Annotated in this window: 20 protein-coding genes; 14 read left to right on the top strand and 6 right to left on the bottom strand. The window is 67.5% G+C overall.

Annotation, left to right across the window (positions count from 1 at the left end; translation table 11 throughout):
- Nucleotides 1–308: 308 nt before the first annotated feature.
- The 6 genes from rhlB to ung all read left to right on the top strand — a co-directional run bounded on the left by rhlB (nt 309) and on the right by ung (nt 6,292).
- Nucleotides 309–2,030, top strand: a complete 1,722-nt coding sequence (gene rhlB / locus SriyCCGPB3_RS19470; RefSeq protein WP_110713943.1) for an ATP-dependent RNA helicase RhlB — start codon at nt 309–311, stop codon at nt 2,028–2,030.
- A 208-nt stretch (nt 2,031–2,238) separates the two neighbouring features.
- Nucleotides 2,239–2,982 carry a class I SAM-dependent methyltransferase gene (locus SriyCCGPB3_RS19465; RefSeq protein ID WP_110713942.1) on the top strand — a complete coding sequence of 248 codons (744 nt, stop codon included), beginning with the start codon at nt 2,239–2,241 and terminating at the stop codon, nt 2,980–2,982.
- 99 nt (nt 2,983–3,081) lie between these two features.
- Complete coding sequence (ftsE, locus tag SriyCCGPB3_RS19460; protein WP_049424090.1) at nt 3,082–3,768, top strand: cell division ATP-binding protein FtsE; 687 nt, start codon at nt 3,082–3,084, stop codon at nt 3,766–3,768.
- A gap of 3 nt (nt 3,769–3,771) precedes the next feature.
- Nucleotides 3,772–4,719: a permease-like cell division protein FtsX gene (ftsX, locus tag SriyCCGPB3_RS19455; RefSeq protein WP_110713941.1), complete on the top strand. Its 948-nt coding sequence runs from the start codon at nt 3,772–3,774 to the stop codon at nt 4,717–4,719.
- A gap of 7 nt (nt 4,720–4,726) precedes the next feature.
- Complete coding sequence (locus tag SriyCCGPB3_RS19450; protein ID WP_005411271.1) at nt 4,727–5,569, top strand: response regulator; 843 nt, start codon at nt 4,727–4,729, stop codon at nt 5,567–5,569.
- 9 nt (nt 5,570–5,578) lie between these two features.
- Complete coding sequence (ung, locus tag SriyCCGPB3_RS19445; protein WP_350259639.1) at nt 5,579–6,292, top strand: uracil-DNA glycosylase; 714 nt, start codon at nt 5,579–5,581, stop codon at nt 6,290–6,292.
- A gap of 37 nt (nt 6,293–6,329) precedes the next feature.
- Here the strand turns inward: ung and SriyCCGPB3_RS19440 are convergent, their stop codons facing one another.
- The 3 genes from SriyCCGPB3_RS19440 to SriyCCGPB3_RS19430 all read right to left on the bottom strand — a co-directional run bounded on the left by SriyCCGPB3_RS19440 (nt 6,330) and on the right by SriyCCGPB3_RS19430 (nt 9,911).
- On the bottom strand, nt 6,330–7,865 hold the full coding sequence (locus SriyCCGPB3_RS19440) for a serine hydrolase domain-containing protein (protein WP_350259638.1): 1,536 nt from the start codon (nt 7,863–7,865) through the stop codon (nt 6,330–6,332).
- Nucleotides 7,866–7,995: 130 nt separating this feature from the next.
- Nucleotides 7,996–9,522 carry a M56 family metallopeptidase gene (locus SriyCCGPB3_RS19435; RefSeq protein WP_164160921.1) on the bottom strand — a complete coding sequence of 509 codons (1,527 nt, stop codon included), beginning with the start codon at nt 9,520–9,522 and terminating at the stop codon, nt 7,996–7,998.
- Nucleotides 9,519–9,911: a BlaI/MecI/CopY family transcriptional regulator gene (locus SriyCCGPB3_RS19430; RefSeq protein WP_032129544.1), complete on the bottom strand. Its 393-nt coding sequence runs from the start codon at nt 9,909–9,911 to the stop codon at nt 9,519–9,521. The genes SriyCCGPB3_RS19435 and SriyCCGPB3_RS19430 overlap by 4 nt, the downstream gene beginning before the upstream one ends.
- Before the next feature lie 357 nt (nt 9,912–10,268).
- On the opposite strand from SriyCCGPB3_RS19430, the gene rpoH reads away from it, so the two are divergent.
- The 3 genes from rpoH to SriyCCGPB3_RS19415 all read left to right on the top strand — a co-directional run bounded on the left by rpoH (nt 10,269) and on the right by SriyCCGPB3_RS19415 (nt 12,020).
- Nucleotides 10,269–11,144, top strand: a complete 876-nt coding sequence (rpoH, locus tag SriyCCGPB3_RS19425) for an RNA polymerase sigma factor RpoH (protein ID WP_006473441.1) — start codon at nt 10,269–10,271, stop codon at nt 11,142–11,144.
- Between the two features lie 215 nt (nt 11,145–11,359).
- Complete coding sequence (locus SriyCCGPB3_RS19420; RefSeq protein WP_239496504.1) at nt 11,360–11,704, top strand: type II toxin-antitoxin system RelE/ParE family toxin; 345 nt, start codon at nt 11,360–11,362, stop codon at nt 11,702–11,704.
- Nucleotides 11,688–12,020, top strand: a complete 333-nt coding sequence (locus SriyCCGPB3_RS19415) for a helix-turn-helix domain-containing protein (RefSeq protein WP_014038700.1) — start codon at nt 11,688–11,690, stop codon at nt 12,018–12,020. The genes SriyCCGPB3_RS19420 and SriyCCGPB3_RS19415 overlap by 17 nt, the downstream gene beginning before the upstream one ends.
- A 123-nt stretch (nt 12,021–12,143) precedes the next feature.
- Here the strand turns inward: SriyCCGPB3_RS19415 and purD are convergent, their stop codons facing one another.
- The 3 genes from purD to purH are packed head-to-tail and all read right to left on the bottom strand — an operon-like array spanning nt 12,144 to nt 15,955.
- Nucleotides 12,144–13,427, bottom strand: a complete 1,284-nt coding sequence (gene purD, locus SriyCCGPB3_RS19410; RefSeq protein WP_153854665.1) for a phosphoribosylamine--glycine ligase — start codon at nt 13,425–13,427, stop codon at nt 12,144–12,146.
- A 58-nt stretch (nt 13,428–13,485) separates the two neighbouring features.
- Nucleotides 13,486–14,355, bottom strand: coding sequence for a hypothetical protein (locus SriyCCGPB3_RS19405; RefSeq protein WP_153854664.1), 870 nt, complete (start codon nt 14,353–14,355; stop codon nt 13,486–13,488).
- Nucleotides 14,356–14,371: 16 nt separating this feature from the next.
- Complete coding sequence (gene purH / locus SriyCCGPB3_RS19400; protein WP_032129548.1) at nt 14,372–15,955, bottom strand: bifunctional phosphoribosylaminoimidazolecarboxamide formyltransferase/IMP cyclohydrolase; 1,584 nt, start codon at nt 15,953–15,955, stop codon at nt 14,372–14,374.
- A 185-nt stretch (nt 15,956–16,140) separates the two neighbouring features.
- Between purH and SriyCCGPB3_RS19395 the strand changes: the two genes are divergently transcribed.
- The 5 genes from SriyCCGPB3_RS19395 to SriyCCGPB3_RS19375 are packed head-to-tail and all read left to right on the top strand — an operon-like array spanning nt 16,141 to nt 20,976.
- Nucleotides 16,141–16,764 carry a hypothetical protein gene (locus tag SriyCCGPB3_RS19395; RefSeq protein ID WP_110713935.1) on the top strand — a complete coding sequence of 208 codons (624 nt, stop codon included), beginning with the start codon at nt 16,141–16,143 and terminating at the stop codon, nt 16,762–16,764.
- Nucleotides 16,765–16,810: 46 nt separating this feature from the next.
- A complete protein-coding gene (locus tag SriyCCGPB3_RS19390) occupies nt 16,811–17,428 on the top strand; it encodes a CDP-alcohol phosphatidyltransferase family protein (protein WP_350259637.1) in 618 nt (205 codons plus the stop codon).
- Nucleotides 17,429–17,462: 34 nt separating this feature from the next.
- Nucleotides 17,463–19,214 carry a bifunctional alpha/beta hydrolase/class I SAM-dependent methyltransferase gene (locus SriyCCGPB3_RS19385; protein ID WP_248858372.1) on the top strand — a complete coding sequence of 584 codons (1,752 nt, stop codon included), beginning with the start codon at nt 17,463–17,465 and terminating at the stop codon, nt 19,212–19,214.
- 23 nt (nt 19,215–19,237) lie between these two features.
- The gene (locus tag SriyCCGPB3_RS19380) at nt 19,238–20,542 is read left to right on the top strand and encodes a phosphatase PAP2/dual specificity phosphatase family protein (RefSeq protein ID WP_180854028.1); all 1,305 of its coding nucleotides are present in this window, start codon (nt 19,238–19,240) and stop codon (nt 20,540–20,542) included.
- Complete coding sequence (locus tag SriyCCGPB3_RS19375) at nt 20,539–20,976, top strand: hypothetical protein (RefSeq protein WP_110713932.1); 438 nt, start codon at nt 20,539–20,541, stop codon at nt 20,974–20,976. The genes SriyCCGPB3_RS19380 and SriyCCGPB3_RS19375 overlap by 4 nt, the downstream gene beginning before the upstream one ends.
- Nucleotides 20,977–20,983 lie beyond the last annotated feature (7 nt).

Raw genomic sequence — 20,983 nt, 5'->3', positions numbered from 1 at the left:
TCGATGGCCGGTATGTGTCGGATTTCACTGTCTTCCTGTACATGGGGCTGGCAGTGGGCGACACCAGCGCCTCTGGAAGGACCGTTCAAGTCCGGTGTTGCTGGGTGAAGGTCGAGCGTCTCTCGTATCTTTGAGACGGCTCATTCCGGTTTGCCCGCCCGAGTGCGTTAAACTGGGGCATTGTGCGGCGCGCGGACCCGGTGGTCCCAGCCTGCCAACCCGCCGCAGGGGCCGCAGTTTGCGACGGTGCCCCTAGACGATGAAGTGCCAGCCGCCTTACGGGCCGGCGGCCATACCAAGACGGACTCATGAGCGACAAACCGCTGACCGATTTGACCTTCTCCTCCTTCGAGCTGCATCCGGCCCTGCAGGCCGGCCTTGAAGGAGCCGGATTCACCCGCTGCACCCCGATCCAGGCGCTGACCCTGCCGGTCGCGCTGGCCGGCGGTGATGTTGCCGGCCAGGCCCAGACCGGCACCGGCAAGACCCTGGCCTTCCTGGTCGCGGTCGTGAACCGCCTGCTGAGCAAGCCGGCGCTGGCCGACCGCAAGCCGGAAGACCCGCGCGCGCTGATCCTCGCCCCGACCCGCGAACTGGCCATCCAGATCCACAAGGACGCGGTGAAGTTCGGTTCCGACCTGGGCCTGCGCTTCGCGCTGGTCTATGGCGGTGTCGACTACGACAAGCAGCGCGAGATCCTGCAGCAGGGCGTGGACGTGATCATCGCCACCCCGGGCCGCCTGATCGATTACGTGAAGCAGCACAAGGTGGTTTCGCTGCATGCCTGCGAGATCTGCGTGCTGGACGAAGCCGACCGCATGTTCGACCTCGGCTTCATCAAGGACATCCGCTTCCTGCTGCGCCGCATGCCGGAGCGCACCACCCGCCAGACCCTGCTGTTCAGCGCCACCCTCAGCCACCGCGTGCTGGAGCTGGCCTACGAGCACATGAACGAGCCGCAGAAGCTGGTGGTCGAAGCCGAGACGGTCACTGCCGCACGCGTGCGCCAGAAGCTGTACTTCCCGGCCGACGAAGAGAAGATCCCGCTGCTGCTGGGCCTGCTGTCGCGCAGCGAAGGCGCCCGCACCATGGTGTTCGTCAACACCAAGGTGTTCGTCGAGCGCGTCGCCCGTTCGCTGGAAAAGGCCGGCTACCGCGTCGGCGTGCTGTCCGGCGACGTGCCGCAGAAGAAGCGTGAGAGCCTGCTCAACCGCTTCCAGAAGGGCCAGCTGGAAATCCTGGTGGCCACCGACGTGGCCGCGCGCGGCCTGCACATCGACGGCATCAAGTACGTCTACAACTACGACCTGCCGTTCGACGCCGAAGACTACGTGCACCGCATCGGCCGTACCGCCCGCCTGGGCGAGGAAGGCGATGCGATCAGCTTCGCCTGCGAACGCTATGCGATGAGCCTGCCGGACATCGAGGCCTACATCGAGCAGAAGATTCCGTCCGAGCCGGTCACCAAGGAGCTGCTGACCGCGCTGCCGCGCCCGGAACGCCCGGCCCCGGCCGCAGGCGAGGACGGCGAAGAGAACGAGAGCGTTGGCCAGATCTTCCGGGAAGCGCGCGAAGCCCGCGCCGCCGAGGAAGAGCGTCGTGGCGGTGGCCGCAGTGGTGGCCGCTCCAGCGGTGGCCGCGGTGAGCGTCGCGACGGTGAGCGCAGCGGCGAGCGCCGTTCGCGTGGCCCGCGCAAGCCGCGCGTGGAAGGCGAGCAGGCTGCGGCCGCTCCGGTGGAAGGTGCTGAAGCCGCTGTCGCCCAGGCTCCGCGCCCGCCGCGTCCGCCGCGTGCCGAAGGTGCGCCGGAAGGTGCGGTGGATGGCGAGCGCAAGCCGCGCAAGCGTCGTCGTCGTCGCCACGGCCGTCCGGTCGAAGGTGCCGAAGGCGTGCAGGCCACGGCCGGCAATGGCGCCAGCCCGGTCACCCCGGTGCAGGTGGTGGCCAAGCCGGTGCGCACCGCGGCCGATACCGGTGATTCGTTCCTGACCCGCATCGGCCGCAAGATCCGCCGGATGCTGTCGGGCAACTAAGCCACCGCGGGTGGGTGCGGACCTTGGTCCGCACCGAGCCGAGCCCATGCTCGGCTCTACAGCCTCACGAGGCATGGTAGTGCCGGCCGCTGGCCGGGACCGGCATGCCGCGCAGGCGCCGGCCACGCAACCTTGTCGCATCTGACTCTGGCCGCGCCCGCCGGCTTCCATCCAAGCTGACGCCTCCCGCATCCGGAGGCGTCACGCGATGGCATCCGTACCCTGTTACGACGCATTCGATCTGCATTACGCGCAGCATGTGGCGGCCTCTGCATCCCGTCCGCTGGAACGCCGGACACTGCTGGAGCTGGCCGGCCCACTGCAGGGGCGGGATGTCATCGATCTGGCCTGCGGTTCCGGTGATTTCGGCCGCCACCTCCTGCTGCACGGGGCCCGTAGCGCCCTCGGCGTCGATCTGTCCGCCGCGATGATCGAACAGGCGCGCCGGCTTTCCGCGCAGGGCGGTGACGCCATGCAGTTCCTGCACGGCGACGCGACCCGCCTGGACATGCCGGCCCGCTTCGATGTTGCCGTGGCGGTCTGGCTGTTCAACCACGCCGATACGCTGCAGGAACTGGAGCGCATGTACCGGGCAGCAGCCAGCGTCCTCAAACCGGGCGGACGGCTGCTGGGCATCGTCACCCATCCTGCCTTCCGGTTGGCCAAGGGCGACTTTTCGCGTTACGGCGCGCGTATCGTCCGGCAGCAGGCGCTGGATGATCATCACCTGGTCGAGGTCGCGTTCGCCGATGCGGCCGTGGCCCGCGTCACCGACCATCAATGGCGCGCGGACCAGCACGAGCAGGCGGCCGCCCGCGCGGGGCTGCCCGGGCTGCAGTGGCAGGCGCCGGTGCCGACAGCGGCGGAATGCAAGGACCGGCCTCCCGGCTTCTGGGATGAATACCGCGACAACAACGCGTTGGTGGTCCTGCACGCCCGCAGGGAAGGGTAGCGCCCGGGGAGGTCCGGCGGGCGCAGTGGCAGATCGAAGATTCCGCCGGGCAACGCCAGGCGCTACCGATCGGTGGCGCCGCTCCTGCATAATCGGGGCATGAGTGTCCTGCGCTTCGATAATGTCAGCAAACAGTACGCCGGTGGCCACGAGGCACTGACCGATGTCAGCTTCGAGGTCGCGCCGGGCGAGATGCTGTTCGTCACCGGCCATTCCGGTGCGGGCAAGAGCACCCTGCTCAAGTTGATCCACCTGGACGAGCGGCCCAGCCGCGGCGCGGTGGTGTTCGACGAGCGCAACCTGCTGAAGGTGCGTGGCGGCGATGTGCCGCGCCATCGGCGCGCAGTGGGGGCGGTCTACCAGGACCATCGCCTGCTGATGGACCGCTCGATCGCCGAGAACGTGGCGCTGCCGCTGATCCTGCGCGGCACCCGCCGTGGCGACATCAGCAAGCGCGTGCGCTCGGTGCTGGAACGGATGGGCCTGGGCCACCGCGAGAAGGCGCTGCCCTCGCAGCTGTCGGCCGGCGAGCAGCAGCGCGTCGGCATCGCCCGCGCGATCGTCGGCGAGCCCAAGCTGCTGGTGGCCGATGAACCAACCGGCAACCTCGACCCGACCCTGGCGGCGGAGATCATGGCCCTGTTCGCCGAGCTGCCCTCGCGCGGCACCAGCGTGCTGGTGGTCAGCCACGACCTGCCGCTGCTGCGCCGCATGCGCAAGCGCGTGCTGATCCTCGACCACGGCCGGCTGGTGGATGACATCTCGCCGCAGGATCTGGCGGAGTAACCGATGGCGAAGAACGAAAACAGCGAAGCCGCCGCCCCGTCGCGCGTGGGCGTCTGGTTCCAGCACCACGTGCACAGCGTGGTGTTCAGCCTGGGCCGCGCCTGCCGCAAGCCATGGGCGACCCTGCTGACGGTGATGGTCATGGCGCTGGCACTGGCCCTGCCGCTGGGCCTGTCGATCGCGCTGGACAACCTCAAGCAGTTCGCCGGCAGCGTGCAGCAGTCGCGCGACATCAACGTGTTCCTGAAGGGCAACGTCGATGGTCCCGGCGCGCTGCGCCTGGCGGGCCAGCTGCGCGACCGCGACGACGTGGCCGAAGTGAACGTGCGCACGCCCGAGCAGGGCCTGCAGGAACTGCGCGATGCCGGCCTCGGTGAGGCGATCGACGCACTCAACGACAATCCACTGCCCTCGCTGCTGGTGATCACCCCCGGCCAGGGCAAGGACGACGCGCGCCTGGCGCGCGCGCTGGAAAGCCTGCCCGAGGCCGACCTGGTGCAACACGATGCACTGTGGCGCCAGCGTCTGGATGCCTGGCTGGCGTTCGGTGCGCGGCTGGTGCAGGTGCTGTCGGTGCTGCTCGGCGTGGGCGCCGCGCTGGTGGTCGGCAACACCGTGCGTCTGGACATCCAGGCCCGTCGCGAGGAAATCGGCGTGCTGCAGCTGCTGGGGGCCAGCGATGGCTTCATCCGCCGCCCGTTCCTGTACCTGGGCGCGTGGTACGGCCTGGGTGCCGGCGCGGTGGCACTGGCCCTGATCGGCGGCGCCGGTGCCGCGCTGCGCGTGCCGCTGGCCGAACTCTCCCGCAGCTACGGCAGCCCGTTCGTGCTGCATGGCCTGGACCTGCTGCATGGCGGCCTGGTCCTGCTCGGCACGCTGCTGCTGGGCTGGCTGGGGGCATGGCTGGTGACCGGCCACTTCCTCCGCCAGACCCGCCCGACCGACACCTGAGACCGGCATGCAACCGCAAGCGCTGAAGCACCTTGAGGGGCCCGCGACGCGGGTGATGGTGGTCGATGGCTCGAAGCTGGTGCGCAAGCTGATCGCCGACGTCCTGCAGCGTGACCTGCCGGGCGTGGAGGTGATCGGCTGCGACAGCATCGAGGACGCACAGCAGGCGCTGGCACAGGGGCCGGTGGATCTGGTGACCACCTCGCTGACCCTGCGTGATGGCGACGGCCTGGCGCTGGCGCGGATGGTCCGCGAAGCCGCAGGCCAGGCCTATGTGCCGGTGATCGTGGTCTCCGGCGATGCCCAGCAGCACCTGGAGCAGCGCCGCTTCACCGAGTACGTCACCGACTATTTCGACAAGGCGCTGGGCCACGAGGCACTGGCGACCTTCATCCGCGGCTATGTGCAGCCGCAGACCATTCCCGGCGCCACCATCCTCTATATCGAGGACAGTCGCGTGGTCGCCGAGGCCACCAAGCGCATGCTGGAACGCCAGCAGTTGAACGTGCTGCACGTGGTCAGCGCCGAAGAAGCGTTCACCCTGCTCACCGCCGAGTCGCTGGGCCGCAGCCGCCATCGCATCGACCTGGTGCTGACCGACGTTACCCTGAAGGGCGAACTGAGCGGCCGCGACGTGGTGCAGCGGGTGCGCGTGGACTTCGGTTACGGCAAGCGCCGCCTGCCGGTGCTGGTGATGACCGGCGACGGCAATCCGCACAACCAGACCGGGCTGCTGCAGTCCGGTGCCAACGACCTGGTGCTGAAGCCGATCGAAGAACGGCTGCTGGTCACCAAGGTGCTGTTCCAGCTGCGGCTGGCCCGGTTGAACGATGGCCCCCTGATTCGATGAAGTGGCGTGATGATTGATGAAGCAGCCGACACCCCGACGATCCAGCTGGAACCGAGCTGGAAGCAGCATGTCGGCGATTACCTGTTGCAGCCGCAGATGCGCGAGCTGTCCAGCTTCCTGCGCCAGCGCAAGGCCAGTGGCGCGGCGGTGTTCCCGCCCGGCCCGCAGATCTTCGCCGCGTTCGACGCCACGCCGTTCGAGCAGGTGAAGGTGGTGATCCTCGGCCAGGACCCGTACCACGGCCGCGGGCAGGCGCATGGCCTGAGCTTCTCGGTGGCGCCGGGCGTGCCGGTGCCGCCGTCGCTGCTGAACATCTACAAGGAGATCGAGAGCGATCTCGGTATCCCGCGCCCGGACCACGGCTGCCTGATCCCGTGGGCGCAGCGTGGCGTGCTGCTGCTCAATGCGGTGCTGACGGTGGAGGAGGGCAAGGCCGGTGCGCACCAGGGCCGGGGCTGGGAAGGCTTCACCGACCACGTGGTGGATGTGCTCAACCGCGAACGCGAAGGCCTGGTGTTCATGCTCTGGGGCGCGTATGCGCAGCAGAAGGGCAAGGTCATCGATACCCGCCGCCATCGCGTGCTGAAGTCGCCGCATCCGTCGCCGCTGTCGGCCCATCGTGGCTTCCTCGGCTGCCGGCATTTCTCGATGGCCAACGAGTACCTGCAGCGCCGCAGCCAGGCCCCGATCGACTGGTCGCTGCCGCCACGCTCGGCGCTCTGAGCGGGCCGGGCATTAGCCCGGCGCCGCCAGCGATGGATCAATGGCCCGCTGCTGGCGCGATATCCGCGCGCCGATAGTAGGCACGCGCGCCTTCGGCGATCACGCTGAGGGCTTGGACCGTGCCGTCGCCACCACGGTGGAACAGCAGCTCCGCACCTACGCTGCCGGCGAGGAAGCGAACAGGGGTCAGTGCCTGGAGCATGACGGCCTTGCCCCGTCCTGGAAGGCGCAATTCCAGTCCCGCTTGGCCTGCCTGTACGTCCAACGTCGTGGCTTCGAACCAGTCAGCGAGACCGCCGCGGACGTCCATCGGCAGCGCGCCATCGAGTACGAAGTGGCCGCTGAAACCTGGGTAGCTGTCGCGCAGAAGCGCCGGGTCAAGCGTGCGGATGACTGGTTTGGCATTGTGGCCGAGTGCGTCGGAAAGGGCATTGCGGATTTCCCCGCGCAGTGCGGGGCCGTTGTCGCCATTGGTCAGGATGACGAATCCATCGCCGCTCTCCGGGTAGCCTTCGATGCCGGCGTGATAGCTGTCATTGCTGCCATTGTGGAAGAAGCGGCGACTGGCGCCGTTGCCGGCGAGCTCCGGTCCCAGGCCACGACCGGCCGGCGCCACTTCGCTGACCATCTGCAGGGCCAATGACTGCGGCAGCCATCCATCCTTGGTGCGGATGCTGCGCAGCAGGGCCGCGACGAACAGGCCCATGTCGTTGGCGCTGGTCCACAGCCCGGACGCCGCCTGTTCCGGAAAGCTCTGCCAGCCGCGTGGCAGGGCCTCCGGCAGGCCTTTGTTGTCGTGCGCATGGGCAACGTTGCCGTAGCCGGCAGGCAAGGGGCTCTGGTACGTGCTGCGGGACATGCCCAGTGGCGCGAACACCTCGCGACGTGCGACGTCGGCGAATGCTCTGCCCGTCAGGTCTTCGATCGCCAGCTGCACCACCGTGTAGCCGCCACCGGAATAGTCGACCTGCTGGCCGGGCGCGTGGATCAGGCGTATCGGTTCATTCTTTGCGGGCGCCAGTCCATCCAGTGTCTGCAGCAAGGTCGGCAAGCGTTCGGCGGGCTGGTAGTCCTGGAAGCCATGCACATTGAAGCCGGCGGTGTGCGAGAGCAGCATGCGCAGGTTGATCGGCGGGTGCAGTCCCTGCGCATCGGCAGGCACATGCCAGCGGCGCAGGCGTGGATCGATGTTCTCCTTCAGCGAGACCTTGCCGGCAGCAACCAGCTTCAGGGTGGTCGCCGCAGCGCCCATCTTGCTGACCGAGCCCACCGAGAACACGGTATCGGCATCCACCGCGTCGTGCGTGCCCGCCTGGCGCAGGCCGTATCCGGCGGCGTACACCACCTTGCCATCGCGGATCACCGCAACGGCGGCACCCGGCACCTTGTAATGGGCAAGGCGTTCCTCGATCGACCACTGCGGCAGCGCCGCGCCCAGCTGCGCGGTGCTGGGGCGCAGGCCATGGGCCATTGCCTGGGCAAAGCGCGCAGCGTCTTCAGCGCTGGCGTCAGTGGCCATCACGTGGAACGGGGTCAGGCAGACCAGCAGCGAACACAGCAACAGGCGGTTCATCATCGACATCCTTGCGGGAGTGGAAGAGGGTTGGGATCGGCGCAGGCGTTGCCACGCACGCCTGCCGCGTCCGATCGTTGCGGGTGGAACAGGTTGCCGCCGCAGCGCAGAAGGCGATGCGGCGGCGGAGTCAGCGTCGTTCGCGGCGGGCGCCCTGCGTCAGCAGGTAATCGCGTACGGCCGCGGTGCCGGCCTGGTTCAACGGTGTCCGCCAGCGGCCCAGCCAGCCGTCGGCTTCCACCCCCAGGTTGATATCGGCGCCGTGCGCGAGCAGGTACTGCACGGTGACCAGATGCCCTTCGCGCGAGGCATTGATCAGCGGCGTCTCGTCATAGGTCACGACCCGGTTGACGTCTGCACCGGCCTGCACCAGCTGCTCGACGATGGGTTGCAGGCCCAGCGCGGAGGCGACGATCAACGGATTGCCTTCGCCCAGCGCAGCGCGATCAGGGTCGGCTCCCAGCTGCAGCAGGGCGTCGACCATCACCGGATCGCGTGCGCGGATGGCCTGGATCAGCGCCGTGCCATCGCCGAGCACGCGCGCATCGAGATCGACGCCCGCCACCGCCAACGCGTGGACCTGCGCGACGTCATGCGTGCTGGCGGCCTGGAGCAGAGTGTTGACGCGCGTATCGGAGGTGCTGGCCGCTGGTGAGGCCAGTCGTGGTGAGACAGCCACCGCGGTGCCGACGCAGGCCAGCAGAAGCAGCAGGCCCAGCATCAACAGACTGCGGCGCCGAGGGGCGTACGACGGGGCGTCCAGCAGTTGGTCGATGCGCTGCGCCAGCTGGCTGCGTGCACTGAACATGCCCAGTGCAAGCGTCGGCGCCTCTTCGCGCAGGGCCTGAAGCTGTTCGATACCGGCCAGCAGCGAGCCTGCATAGTCCAGCGGTTCGCGTGCCTGCATCGCAGCGCGTGCATCACAGGCCATTTCGCGCAGTAGCGCCAGGCGTGCCTGGGCAAGGTGCAGGAGTGGATTCCACCAGAACAGTGCTGTTCCCGCCCGCAGCAGCGTGCTTGTCCACAGATCGCGTCGATCCAGGTGTGCAACCTCGTGGCGGACGATGTCGCGCAGCACGTTGTTGTCCAGCCGTGCCAGCAAGGGGCGGGGCAGCAGGATCTGCGGGCGCCACAGGCCGACCACCATCGGCCCGTCGACGGCGCAGGTGGCGATCGTCACGTGGGCGGGCACGATGTCGGCCAGGGCCGCGCGCAGTCCGGCGGACGCCGGTTGTGCCAGCCGCCGCAGCCGGCGCGCGTGCAGCATCGCGTCCAGCAGGCGCATGCCCAGCCACAGGGTGCCAAGCAGCCACACCACTGCAAGCACTGTCGGCAGGGTCTTCGGTAGTTCGACGTAATAGATGTCGGGCTGCCGTCCAGCTTCGAAGATGGCCTCTCCCGCCGTTGCGCCTTCGCCGGGGAGGGGGTGGAACGCGGCGGCGGGTGGCGCCGGTGCGGGCAGGGTGGTTGACCAGCCCGGCAGGAAGGCGCTGAGCGGCAACAGCAGGGCCGCTGCCATCGCGGCGGTCAGCAGCCAGGAGCGTTGTTCGGCACTGAGGGCCCGCCGCCGTGCCAGCCACAGCGCGGGCAGCAGCACAACGGCAGACAACAGCAACTGCCGAAGGCCCAGTGCCATCGCCATGTCGATGAGGTTCATTCCTTCCTCCCGGCCCTGGCATCGCTTATGCGCTGCTGCAGTGCCTGCAGTTCGTTGCGGTCGATTTCGCGTTCGTCCACCAGGTGCTGTGCCAACACGTTCGGTGAGCCGTCGAAGAACTGATGCAGCAGATGGTCGAGCGCTTGCCGGCGGGCCTGCTCGCGGCTGAGCGTGGCGTGATAGATGTAGGCGCGACCTTCCTGGCGATGACTGACAAAGCCCTTCTTCGCCAGCACGTTGAACATGGTCAGCACCGTGGTGTACGCGACCGGCTTGTGTTCGCCGAGCACATCCGCCACATCGCGGACGGACGCTTCGCCCTTGTCCCAGAGGATGTCGAGGATGGCCTGCTCGGCGGGGGTGGGATTCTGCGAGACAGGGCGGGCCATGCGCTTCTACGTATGAATTAGTTGATGCATCGGAGCATGTCGCCGGATGGCTGTCAACGGGTTTCTTAGTAGTAAAGGTGCGGCCCTCAGCCTTCGGGCCTGAACACCCGGCAACGTCTTCTGGCCTGAATGGGCCTCAAGAACGGCCCGTTCAGCTCCGCTTGACCGGAATCGGCCGGTTTCCGGCAGGTAATTGCTTGAATTCCAAGGGATTGTGAATCCCGAAAAGCATGCTCGCCACTGTCATCAAATCGCGCTACGGTAGGGCTCTGTTTGGGACCAGTGTTGCATCAATGGGATGCTGGAACTTTTTCCTCCTTTAGCAGTCCAAATGCCGGACTGCTAAGATGGGTGCCTATGAGCCAGAACACCTCTACTGCCCTTGTGGCAAACAATCTCCCGATTCCCAGTGCGCTCGGTTCGCTGGACGCCTACATCGGTGCCGTGCACCAGATTCCGGTGCTGTCGGTCGATGACGAACAGGACCTGGCCCGTCGCTTCCGCGACGGCAACGATCTGGACGCCGCCCGCGAGCTGGTGCATTCGCACCTGCGCTTCGTGGTGCACGTGGCCCGCGGTTACAACGGCTACGGCCTTGCCCTGGGTGACCTGATCCAGGAAGGCAACATCGGCCTGATGAAGGCGGTCAAGCGCTTCGACCCGGACATGGGCGTGCGCCTGGTCTCCTTCGCCGTGCACTGGATCCGTGCCGAGATGCACGAGTTCATCCTGAAGAACTGGCGCATCGTGAAGGTCGCCACCACCAAGGCGCAGCGCAAGCTGTTCTTCAACCTGCGCAAGTCGAAGACGCGCCTGGGCTGGATGAACGCGGCTGAAGTGAGCGCGGTGGCCAAGGACCTGAACGTGTCCGAGCGCGAGGTCATGGAAATGGAGTCGCGCCTGTCAGGTCGCGATATCGGTTTCGATGCGCCGACCGATGAGGACAACGAGCACGCGCCGCCGTCGCCGGCCGCGTTCCTGGTCGCCAACGACGAAGACCCGTCGATGGCCTACGAACGTGCTGACAGCGAAGACAACCAGATGCAGCTGCTGCGCGAAGGCCTGGCCGAGCTGGACGCCCGCTCGCGCGACATCATCCGCCGTCGCTGGCTGGATGCGGACAGCAAGGTGACGCTGCAGGAACTGGCTGACGAATACGGCGTGTCGGCCGAGCGCATCCGCCAGGTTGAAGCGAATGCGCTGAAGAAGATGAAGGCGCTGTTCACCGCGTAAGCGGGGTGGCGCTGGATTGAAGAAAGGCCCGGCAATGCCGGGCTTTTTCTTTTTGGTGGCGTTCTCATCCACGCATGGCGTGGCTCTAGTCTGACGCCAAAGCGGTGATTGCGCCGACCGGATCATGTGCTGGATGCTGATGTTCACGCCGTACCACGCAGTGGCACGGTATGATCATGCCACGCGTCTTCCGCACACGAAGTTTCAATCGCAGCATGCGCAGGACCACCCTGTCCGACGCTGCGCTGTACCGGTCGGTACGTGAAATGGAAGGGGGTCTGGTGGATGCTGATCTTGGCGGCGGAATCTTCAAGAAGCGCGTTGCCTTGCCGGGGCGAGGAAAGCGTGGGAGCGTCCGAACCATCGTCGCCACACAGCGAGGCGGGCATTGGTTCTTCCTTTTCGGCTACGAGAAGAATGAACGTGCTGCAATCACGAATGCGGAACGCGATGCGCTGCAGCTGTACGCATCGGAGTTCTTGAAAATGAGTACGGCGCAGCTGAATCGTGCCGTGCAGTACGGGGATCTACAGGAGATCAGCCATGACGAAGACCCCTGAGCGACGGCGCGCGAAAAGTGCGCTTCTTGAGGCGGTGCATGATGCGGCTGTGAGTCTGCACGCACATGGCTTCATCGATAAGCGTCGGTTGAGCAGCTACGAAGCGCTTTGCCTTGAGCCGGTCCCTGAATACAGCAGTGCCCAGATCCGTGCCCTGCGTGCGTCATTACAGCTCAGTCAGCCGGTCTTTGCTGGAGTTCTCAATACCAGCGTTTCCACCGTACGCAGCTGGGAACAGGGCGAGAAGAAGCCCAGCGGACCATCACTGAAGTTGCTGAACCTGATTGATCGGAAGGGACTCGAAGCAGTCCTGTAAAGCAAAGGCCCGGTTCTGCCGGGCCTTTGCTTTTCCGAGGTGTTCAATCCACGCACGGCGTGGATCTACTGCTGATTCCAGTAGAGCCACGCCATGCGTGGCTGCTCTGCTATCGCGTGGGCCTCAGCCTTCGCGTGCGATCGCGCGCCAGCCGATGTCGTTGCGGTGGAATTCGTTGGCCCAGCTGACCTTGGCCACGCCGGCATAGGCATTGGCCTGCGCGTCGCGCACGCTGTCGCCCAGCGCCGCCACGCACAGCACGCGGCCGCCGGCACTGACCACCTGGCCCTGTGCGTCCAGCGTGGTGCCGGCATGGAACACCTTGGCACTGGCCGGCACGTCGTCCAGGCCGGAAATCACGTCGCCGGTGATCGGCGATTCCGGGTACGGCCTGGCGGCCAGCACCACGCCCAGCGACGGGCGTGCATCCCAGTGCGCTTCCACCTGGTCCAGGCGGCCGTCGATGGCGGCTTCCACCAGCTCCACCAGGTCCGACTGCAGGCGCAGCATCACCGGCTGGGTTTCCGGATCGCCGAAGCGCACGTTGAATTCGATCACCTTCGGCGCGCCGCTGGCATCGATCATCAGGCCGGCGTAGAGGAAGCCGGTGAACGGGATGCCGTCGGCGATCATGCCCTGCACGGTCGGGTTCACCACCTCGCGCATCACGCGGGCATGCACCTCCGGCGTCACCACCGGGGCCGGCGAATAGGCGCCCATGCCGCCGGTGTTCGGGCCGGTATCGCCGTCGCCGACGCGCTTGTGGTCCTGCGAGGTGGCCATCGGCAGCGCATGCACGCCGTCCACCATCGAAATGAAGCTGGCTTCCTCGCCGTCGAGGAATTCCTCGATCACCACACGTGCACCGGCATCGCCGAACGCGTTGCCGGAGAGCATGTCACGCACCGCGTCTTCGGCTTCGGCCAGGGTCATTGCGACGATCACGCCCTTGCCGGCGGCCAGGCCATCGGCCTTGACCACGATCGGTGCGCCCTTCTCGCGGATGTAGGCCAGGGCGGCGTCCACGTCGGTGTGCACGGCGTAGAACGCGGTGGGGATGTTGTGGCGGGCCAGGAAGTCCTTGGCGTAGGCCTTGCTGCCTTCCAGCTGCGCGGCAGCGGCGGTCGGCCCGAAGATGCGCAGGCCGGCGGCGCGGAAGCGGTCGACCACGCCGGCCACCAGCGGTACTTCCGGGCCGACCACGGTCAGCGCCACGCCTTCGGCCTGTGCCAGCGCCAGCAGGCCGTCGATATCGGCAACCTTGACCGCCACGTTGCGGCACTTGTCTTCGCTGGCGGTGCCGGCGTTGCCGGGCGCCACGATCACTTCGGTGACACGGGAGGACTGGGCCAGCTTCCATGCCAGGGCGTGTTCGCGGCCGCCAGAGCCGATGACAAGTACGTTCATCACGAGATTCCAGATTGCGTGGGAAGGGAAGATCGATATCCCCGGCGGCGCGCGTGCTTCACTCGCAGCCTTCGCGTCGCAGCGATTCGGGGAAGGAATAGGCCCAGGTCTTCGGGTCCAGGGTGAAGCGGTGCTGCTGCCGGACCTGCTTGCCGCCACAGGTGGTTCCGGTTTCTTCGATCAGCAGCGGCCAGACCCGCGCGCTGCGGTCGCTGTCGTCGAAACGCAGTGCGAAATCGATGCTGAAACGGCGGGTGCGGCAGTCGTTGGCCGTGTCGGGGTCGGTGCTGGCGTCGCACTCGTACTGGGCGTCATTGTCGATATGGCTGCGCACGCTGCCACTGGCCACCAGGCCGTTCGGGCCCGGCAGGATCAGCGACTGCGAGAGCAGCGAGAAGCCCTGCCCGAACCAGCCGTCCTCGACGCGGAAACCATAGAAGTCACTGCCGGCGCGGATGATGCTGGCGGTGCCGGGCTGGCCGCCGCTACCGAAGCGCTCGCCGGTCAGTTCGCTGGTCACCTCGAAGCCATCGCCCTTGGGGCGCAGCACAAAGAACTCGATGGTTCCCGGGTCGATGTGCGCGCCATCGACCAGCGCACCGCACACGGCCAACAACTGCTGCCAGCTGTCCCCGCTCACCACCGGTTGTTCCGCGCAGACCTGCCAGTCCACCGCATGGGTATCGCCATCGTCGGTCCAGCTGCCGCGCCATTCAGCGGAGAGCGTGGCGTTGCTGCCGTAGCGCTGGACCAGGAACGCCTGCAGTCGTGCGGTGCGGCTGACATGCTGCGCCGGTGAGGCGGGGGCCACTGCAGGCGCATCCACCTTCGGCGCCACGCTGGGCTCGCCGGCAGGCTTGCAGCCCGCCAGTATGGCCGCACCCGCGAGGGCGAGGGCGGCCAGCGATTTCATTGAAACTGTGGACATCCGTGTCGCTCCAGGATCAATGGCGGAAGTGGCGCACGCCGGTGAACACCATGGCCAGGCCATGTTCATCGGCGGCGGCGATCACTTCGGCATCGCGCATCGAACCGCCCGGCTGGATGACCGCCTTGATGCCGGCGGCGGCAGCGGCATCGATGCCGTCGCGGAACGGGAAGAACGCATCGGAGGCCATCACCGAGCCCTCGACCACCAGGTTCGCATCGGCGGCCTTGATGCCGGCGATGCGGGCCGAGTACACGCGGCTCATCTGGCCGGCGCCGACACCAATGGTGCGGTTGTCCTTGGCATAGACGATCGCGTTGGACTTCACGAACTTGGCCACCTTCCAGGCGAACAGCAGGTCGGTGAACTGCTTGTCGGTCGGCGCCAGCTTGCTGACCACCTTCAGTTCGTCGCGGGTCATGCCGCGGTTGTCCGAGGACTGCAGCAGCAGGCCCGAGCCGACGCGCTTGCTGTCGAAGTTGTTCAGGCCATCGCCGTGCGGGATGCGCAGCACGCGCACGTTGGCCTTCTTCTGTGCGTATTCCAGCGCGGCCGGCTCGTAGTCCGGGGCAATCAGCACTTCGACGAACTGGCGGTCCAGGATCACCTTGGCGGTGGCGGCGTCCAGCGGTTTGTTGAAGGCAATGATGCCGCCGAAGGCGCTGGTCGGGTCGGTGGCGTAGGCCAGCTCGTAGGCATCGCCATTGCCGGCACCGACCGCCACGCCGCACGGGTTGGCGTGCTTGACGATGACGCAGGCCGGCGCATCGAACTGGCGCACGCATTCCCACGCCGCGTCGGCATCGGCCAGGTTGTTGTAGCTCAGTTCCTTGCCCTGCAGCTGCTGGAAGGTGGCCAGCGTGCCCGGCACCGGATACAGGTCGCGGTAGAACGCGCCGCTCTGGTGCGGGTTCTCGCCGTAGCGCAGGTCCATCACCTTCACGAAGGTGGAGTTCATCTGCGCCGGGTACTCGGCACGTGCCGGTACGGCGGCGTCGGTGGCGGTGACCGCCGACAGGTAGTTGCTGATCGCGGCATCGTACTGGGCGACGCGGTTGAACGCGGCCACCGAGAACGCGAAGCGGGTGGCGGCCGACAGCTGGCCGTCGTTGGCGTCCAGCGAGGCCAGCAGCTCGGCGTACTGCGACGGGTCGGTGGCCACCGCCACGCGGGCGAAGTTCTTGGCTGCCGAACGCAGCATCGCCGGGCCGCCAATGTCGATGTTCTCGACCGCGTCGGCGAGGGTGCAGTCGGCCTTGGCGGTGACCGATTCGAACGGGTACAGGTTCAGCACCAGCAGGTCGATGGCGCCGATGCCGTGCTCGGCCATCACCGCATCATCCAGGCCGGAACGGCCCAGCAGGCCGCCGTGCACCATCGGGTGCAGGGTCTTGACCCGGCCGTCCATCATCTCCGGGAAACCGGTGACGTCGGCGACGTCCTTCACGGCCAGGCCCATGTCGCGAATGGCTTTTGCGGTGCCGCCGGTGGACAGCAGTTCCACGCCACGTGCGGCCAGCGCAGTGGCCAGCTCGACCAGGCCGGTCTTGTCGGAAACGGAGAGGAGGGCCCGGCGGACGGGCAACAGATCGGCAGTCATGGGACAGAATCGGCAGCGGAGCGGGGCCGATATTGTAGGCGGTGGGGGCCGGTGGCGGGTGCCGCAGGAGCAGATTCGCCGCGTTCAAGGCCGGCTTGACCGTGATGGGCACGATTGGCGGGCTTGTCAGCCATCGCCGGGCACGGCACGGTGCCGCCTGTCCCCCGTGTGCAGGATGCCGCCCCATGACCGTCGCCAAGCGCCTGCAGGCCGCCCTCGATGCCGAAGGGGCGCTGCTGTTCCTGGCCCGCTATGTGCGCCACGCGCGTTGTGGCCAGGCCGCGGCCTGGTGCGCCTCGGCCGATGTACCGACGCTGCAGGCTGAAGCCGCCGAGCGCTGGGGTGAGCAGGCCGAGATCCTGTCCTGGGACGTGCAGCGCCGTGAACGCCGGCGCTGGCGGCGGCTGGAGTTCAAGGTCTACCTGGACGACGACAAGTGCTGGTATGGCGATGCCATCGCGCCCTACCGGCGCGCACCGAGCGTGGCCGAACTGCTGCAGGTGATGCATGCGCAGTACTGGCTGGACCCGTTCGAGCTGTATCTGTACGCCGATGGCCTGGATGAGGGCGCCATCGTGCTGCCCGCCGGCGGCATCATCCACTTCCAGCGCTCGCCCGGCGGTGTGTACCGGCTGCTGGCGCTGCAGGCGGGGTTCGCCGATGCTGGGGCGCGGGAGCGGGCCGTGCAGGCGGTGCGCAATGCCATGCAGCGCAGCCATGACGCGGTCTGGTTGCGCCGCCATATCGATCCGCAGCTGCCATGGCAGGACTGGCTGGGCCCGGCGGAACTTGCCGGTACCCGTATTTGATGGGGTAGGCTGTGGCCGCACTGCCAAGGACCAGCGGATACAGATCGTGTCGATCTATGCACTGAAAGGACGTTTCCAGGACCTGTTGCGTCCGGCCGTACGCGGCCTGCACCGTATGGGGATCACCGCCAACGCGGTGACCGTGGCCGCCGCCGTGGTTTCGCTGCTGGTGGCCGTTGCCGTGTGGTGCTGCGCGCCGGCCCAGCCCCTGCTGTACCTGCTGCTGCCGCTGTGGATGCTGCTGCGCATGGCGCTCAACGCGGTGGATGGCATGCTGGCCCGCGAGTTCGGCCAGCAGTCGCGGCTGGGCGCCTATCTGAACGAGTTGTGCGATGTGATTGCCGATGCGGCGCTGTACCTGAGCCTGCTCAGCGTGCCTGGGGTACGCCCGGAAACGCTGTGGCTGCTGGCCTGGACGGCGGCGCTGAGCGAGTACGCCGGGGTGCTGGGGCTGATGGTCGGTGCCAGCCGCCGCTACGACGGCCCGATGGGCAAGAGCGACCGCGCGTTCGTGATCGGTGCGCTGGGCCTGCTGCTGGCGCTTGAGTGGGGTGGCGCAATGACGGTCACTGGCGTGGCCGCGGCCATGGCGGCGCTGTGCATGCTGACCATGATCAACCGCGTCCGTCGCGGACTGCGGGAAGCGGCGGTTTCGCCGAATTAATCAAGCAGATACAAAAAGACAATCAGGAGATTGCATGCGTCAGGCGCAGGAACGGGAATTCCACAGCTTCGACCAGGTACCGCTGTTCTACCGGTACTGGGCGGGCACCACCGCAACGCCGGCCACCAAGGCCATCGTGCTGCTGCACCGCGGCCACGAGCACTCCGGGCGTGTCACCCACCTGGTCGATGAGCTGGACCTGCCCGACACCGCCTTCTTCGCCTGGGATGCGCGCGGCAATGGCCGTTCGCCGGGTGCGCGTGGCGATGCACCAGGCTTCCCGGCGCTGGTGCGCGATCTGGACAGCTTCATCGCCCATATCGGCGCCGAGCACGGCATCGCGGTGCAGGACATCGTGGTGATCGCACAGAGCGTGGGGGCGGTGGTCGCCGCGACCTGGGTGCACGACTACGCACCACGCCTGCGCGCGCTGGTGATGGCTTCGCCGGCGTTCAAGGTGAAGCTGTACGTGCCGTTCGCGCGGCCGGGCCTGGCCTTGATGCAGAAGCTGCGTGGCAATTTCTTCGTCAACAGCTACGTCAAGCCGCAGTGGCTGACCCATGACCCGGCGCGGGTGGAGAGCTACCGCACCGACCCGCTGATCACCCGGCCGATCTCGGTGCGCGTGCTGCTGGGCCTGTACGAGGCGGCCGACCGCATCGTGGCCGATGCGCAGGCGATCAGCGTACCGGTGCAGCTGCTGGTGTCCGGCTCGGATTTCGTCGTGCACCGTGGCCCGCAGGACCGCTTCTACGAGCGCCTGTCCAGCCCGATCAAGGAGCGCGTGCATCTGCCGGGCTTCTTCCACGACACGCTGGGCGAGCGCGATCGTGCACCAGCACTGGCGCGCATCCGCAGCTTCATCCAGGCGCGTTTTGCCGAGCCGCTGCGCGAGCTGTCACGGCGCGACGCGCACCGCCACGGGCCGACCTTCGAGGAATCGGAGATCCTGGCCTGGCCACCGGAGCGCAACAGCCTGGCCGACCTGCGCTGGCGCGTGGTACGTGGCGGCCTGCGTTTTGGCGGAACGTTGTCCGAAGGCATCGCGCTGGGCCTGCAGACCGGTTTCGATTCCGGCAGCACGCTGGACTACATCTATCGCGACGAAGCGCGTGGCAAGGGCCCGCTGGGTCGCATGGTCGACCGCAACTATCTGGATGCGATCGGCTGGCGTGGCATCCGCGTGCGTGGCCAGCACCTGCAGGAACTGCTGCGCGACGCTGCCCAGCGCCTGCGTGGGCAGGGCACGCCGGTGCACGTGCTGGACGTAGCTGCTGGCCATGGTCGCTACGTGCTGGAAGCGCTGGGGCAGGGCGAACAGCGCGCCGATCGCATCGTGCTGCGTGATTTCAGCGATCTGAACGTGGCCCAGGGCCAAGCGTTGATTGAGCGCCTGGGGGCGGCCGCTATTGCCCGCTTCGAACAGGGCGACGCGTTCGATCCGGCGCAGCTGGCCAAGGTGGAACCCGCACCGACGCTGGCCGTGGTATCGGGCCTGTACGAACTGTTCCCCGACAACGATGCAGTGCTGCGCTCGCTGCAGGGTATTGCCGCGACGGTGCCGGTGGGCGGCTACCTGGCCTATACCGGCCAGCCCTGGCACCCGCAGCTGGAGTTCATCGCACGCGCACTGACCAGCCATCGTGGTGGCGCAGCGTGGGTGATGCGCCGCCGTACCCAGCAGGAAATGGACGAGCTGGTGCGCCTGGCCGGGTTCGAGAAGGTGGCGCAGCGTATCGACGACTTCGGCATTTTCACCGTGTCGCTGGCACGCCGGACCGCGTGATGGCGACGCTCGCCGCCACCCCTCTGGCCGCGGAGGGGCGCCCCTGGCGGCGCGCCCTGCTGTGGCTGGCCCTGCTGGGCCCGTTCTTCTTCGCCAGCTATGGCTTCGCCAACTGGATGGCGGGCCGCCATGCCGAACTGCCGGTGATGGCCTTCGGATGGGAAACGCAGATTCCGTTCGTGCCGTGGACGATCGTGCCGTACTGGTCGATCGATCTGTTCTACGCGATCTCGTTCTTCCTGTGCCGGCGTCGGCTGGAACTGGACCGGCACGCGCTGCGCCTGTTCAGTGCACAGCTGATCGCAGTGACCTGCTTCCTGCTGTGGCCGTTGCGCTTCAGCTTCGAGCGGCCGGAGATCGGCGGCGTGTTCGGTTGGCTGTTCGATGTGTTGCTGGGCTTCGACAAGCCGTTCAACCAGGCGCCATCGCTGCACATCGTGCTGCTCATCGTGCTGTGGGTGAAGTTCGCGCAGTACCTGCACGGGGTGTGGCGCTGGGTGCTGCATGTGTGGGCGCTGCTGATCGGCGTTTCGGTGCTGACCACGTTCCAGCATCATTTCATCGACATCCCGACCGGCCTGCTGGCCGGCTGGCTGTGCGTCTGGCTGTGGCCCGAGCAGGGCACACCACCGTTGCGTGCGTGGCGCACGACGCGGGATGCCAAGCGCTGGCGCCTGGCGGGGCTGTACCTGCTCGGGGCGGCGCTGCTGCTGGTGCCAGTGATCCTGCTGCGGGGTGTGGCGTTGTGGCTGCTGTGGCCGGTGGTATCGCTGCTGCTGGTGGCGCTGGCCTATGCCGGGCTGGGTACGGCGGTGTTCCAGAAGCGCGCCGACGGACGCCTGACCATGGCGTCACGCTGGCTGCTGGCGCCGTACCTGGGTGCGGCCTGGATCAATTCACGGTTGTGGACGCGCCGCGCACCGCAGCCGGTGCCGGTGATGGACGGTGTGTGGCTGGGGCGTATTCCCTGCGCTGCATTGCCGGCACCCTTGGTGGGCGTGGTCGATGCCTGTGCCGAGCTGTCCTGTGGTGCACCGGCCGCGGCGTACGCCAGCGTGCCGATGCTGGACCTGGTGGCGCCTGCGCCGGAGCAATTGCTCGAGGCTGCAGAGGTCATCGAGCGGCTGCGCGCGCACGGACCGCTGCTGGTGTGCTGCGCGCTGGGCTATTCGCGCAGCGCCGCCAGCGTAGCGACCTGGCTGCTGCGCAGTGGTCGCGCCGCCGACGCCGATGGTGCGGTGGCGATCGTGCGTGCTGCGCGTCCCGGCGTCGTGCTGGGCGTCGCGCATCTGCATGCCATCACTGCTGCAGCAGGCGCGCGCGCATGAGTACGGTTCCCGACCTGGCGACCATGCAGCTGCTGCTGCGGCAGGGCCGTTGGCCGGCCGGCCTGTCGCTGGGCCTGCTGCTGGTGGCGCTGCTGCTGCTCGGCACCGAGCCGGGCCTGGCGATGATTGCCGCCGGCCTGCTGCTGGCCAGCGCTGGGGCAGGGCTGGTGCAGGCGTATCACGCGTGGCGGGTTGGACTGGACGCGAGCCTGCTGCAGCTGCTGCGTGATGAAGGCCTGGAAGGGGAGGCTGCCGCGCGCCGCACCGACCAGCTGCTGCACGACAGCGGTCTGCGCCGCGCACCGCCCGATGCGCCGCTGCGCGGTTGGGACCTGCGCTGGGCCGGCATGCGCCGCCTGCTGCTGCGGCAGTACCTGCTGACAGGTGTACAGGTAGTGCTGCTGGTGCTGGCCGTGGTGTGGCCGCAGACGTGAACGGGAG

It is taken from the genome of Stenotrophomonas riyadhensis (assembly GCF_040256885.1).
GTDB lineage: Bacteria > Pseudomonadota > Gammaproteobacteria > Xanthomonadales > Xanthomonadaceae > Stenotrophomonas > Stenotrophomonas riyadhensis.
The sequence above is the reverse complement of the archived record's forward strand: the minus strand, read 5'-3'. Positions and strand labels throughout refer to the sequence as shown.

Coding starts and splice junctions, on each gene's coding strand:
- SriyCCGPB3_RS19395 (WP_110713935.1), top strand. CDS start 16,141: ATGACCGTCGCCAAGCGCCTGCAGGCCGCCCTCGATGCCGAAGGGGCG.
- SriyCCGPB3_RS19465 (WP_110713942.1), top strand. CDS start 2,239: ATGGCATCCGTACCCTGTTACGACGCATTCGATCTGCATTACGCGCAG.
- SriyCCGPB3_RS19420 (WP_239496504.1), top strand. CDS start 11,360: ATGCGCAGGACCACCCTGTCCGACGCTGCGCTGTACCGGTCGGTACGT.
- SriyCCGPB3_RS19385 (WP_248858372.1), top strand. CDS start 17,463: ATGCGTCAGGCGCAGGAACGGGAATTCCACAGCTTCGACCAGGTACCG.
- purH (WP_032129548.1), bottom strand. CDS start 15,955: ATGACTGCCGATCTGTTGCCCGTCCGCCGGGCCCTCCTCTCCGTTTCC.
- rpoH (WP_006473441.1), top strand. CDS start 10,269: ATGAGCCAGAACACCTCTACTGCCCTTGTGGCAAACAATCTCCCGATT.
- SriyCCGPB3_RS19430 (WP_032129544.1), bottom strand. CDS start 9,911: ATGGCCCGCCCTGTCTCGCAGAATCCCACCCCCGCCGAGCAGGCCATC.
- SriyCCGPB3_RS19405 (WP_153854664.1), bottom strand. CDS start 14,355: ATGTCCACAGTTTCAATGAAATCGCTGGCCGCCCTCGCCCTCGCGGGT.
- SriyCCGPB3_RS19450 (WP_005411271.1), top strand. CDS start 4,727: ATGCAACCGCAAGCGCTGAAGCACCTTGAGGGGCCCGCGACGCGGGTG.
- purD (WP_153854665.1), bottom strand. CDS start 13,427: ATGAACGTACTTGTCATCGGCTCTGGCGGCCGCGAACACGCCCTGGCA.
- rhlB (WP_110713943.1), top strand. CDS start 309: ATGAGCGACAAACCGCTGACCGATTTGACCTTCTCCTCCTTCGAGCTG.
- ung (WP_350259639.1), top strand. CDS start 5,579: ATGATTGATGAAGCAGCCGACACCCCGACGATCCAGCTGGAACCGAGC.
- SriyCCGPB3_RS19435 (WP_164160921.1), bottom strand. CDS start 9,522: ATGAACCTCATCGACATGGCGATGGCACTGGGCCTTCGGCAGTTGCTG.
- SriyCCGPB3_RS19440 (WP_350259638.1), bottom strand. CDS start 7,865: ATGAACCGCCTGTTGCTGTGTTCGCTGCTGGTCTGCCTGACCCCGTTC.
- ftsX (WP_110713941.1), top strand. CDS start 3,772: ATGGCGAAGAACGAAAACAGCGAAGCCGCCGCCCCGTCGCGCGTGGGC.
- SriyCCGPB3_RS19375 (WP_110713932.1), top strand. CDS start 20,539: ATGAGTACGGTTCCCGACCTGGCGACCATGCAGCTGCTGCTGCGGCAG.
- SriyCCGPB3_RS19415 (WP_014038700.1), top strand. CDS start 11,688: ATGACGAAGACCCCTGAGCGACGGCGCGCGAAAAGTGCGCTTCTTGAG.
- ftsE (WP_049424090.1), top strand. CDS start 3,082: ATGAGTGTCCTGCGCTTCGATAATGTCAGCAAACAGTACGCCGGTGGC.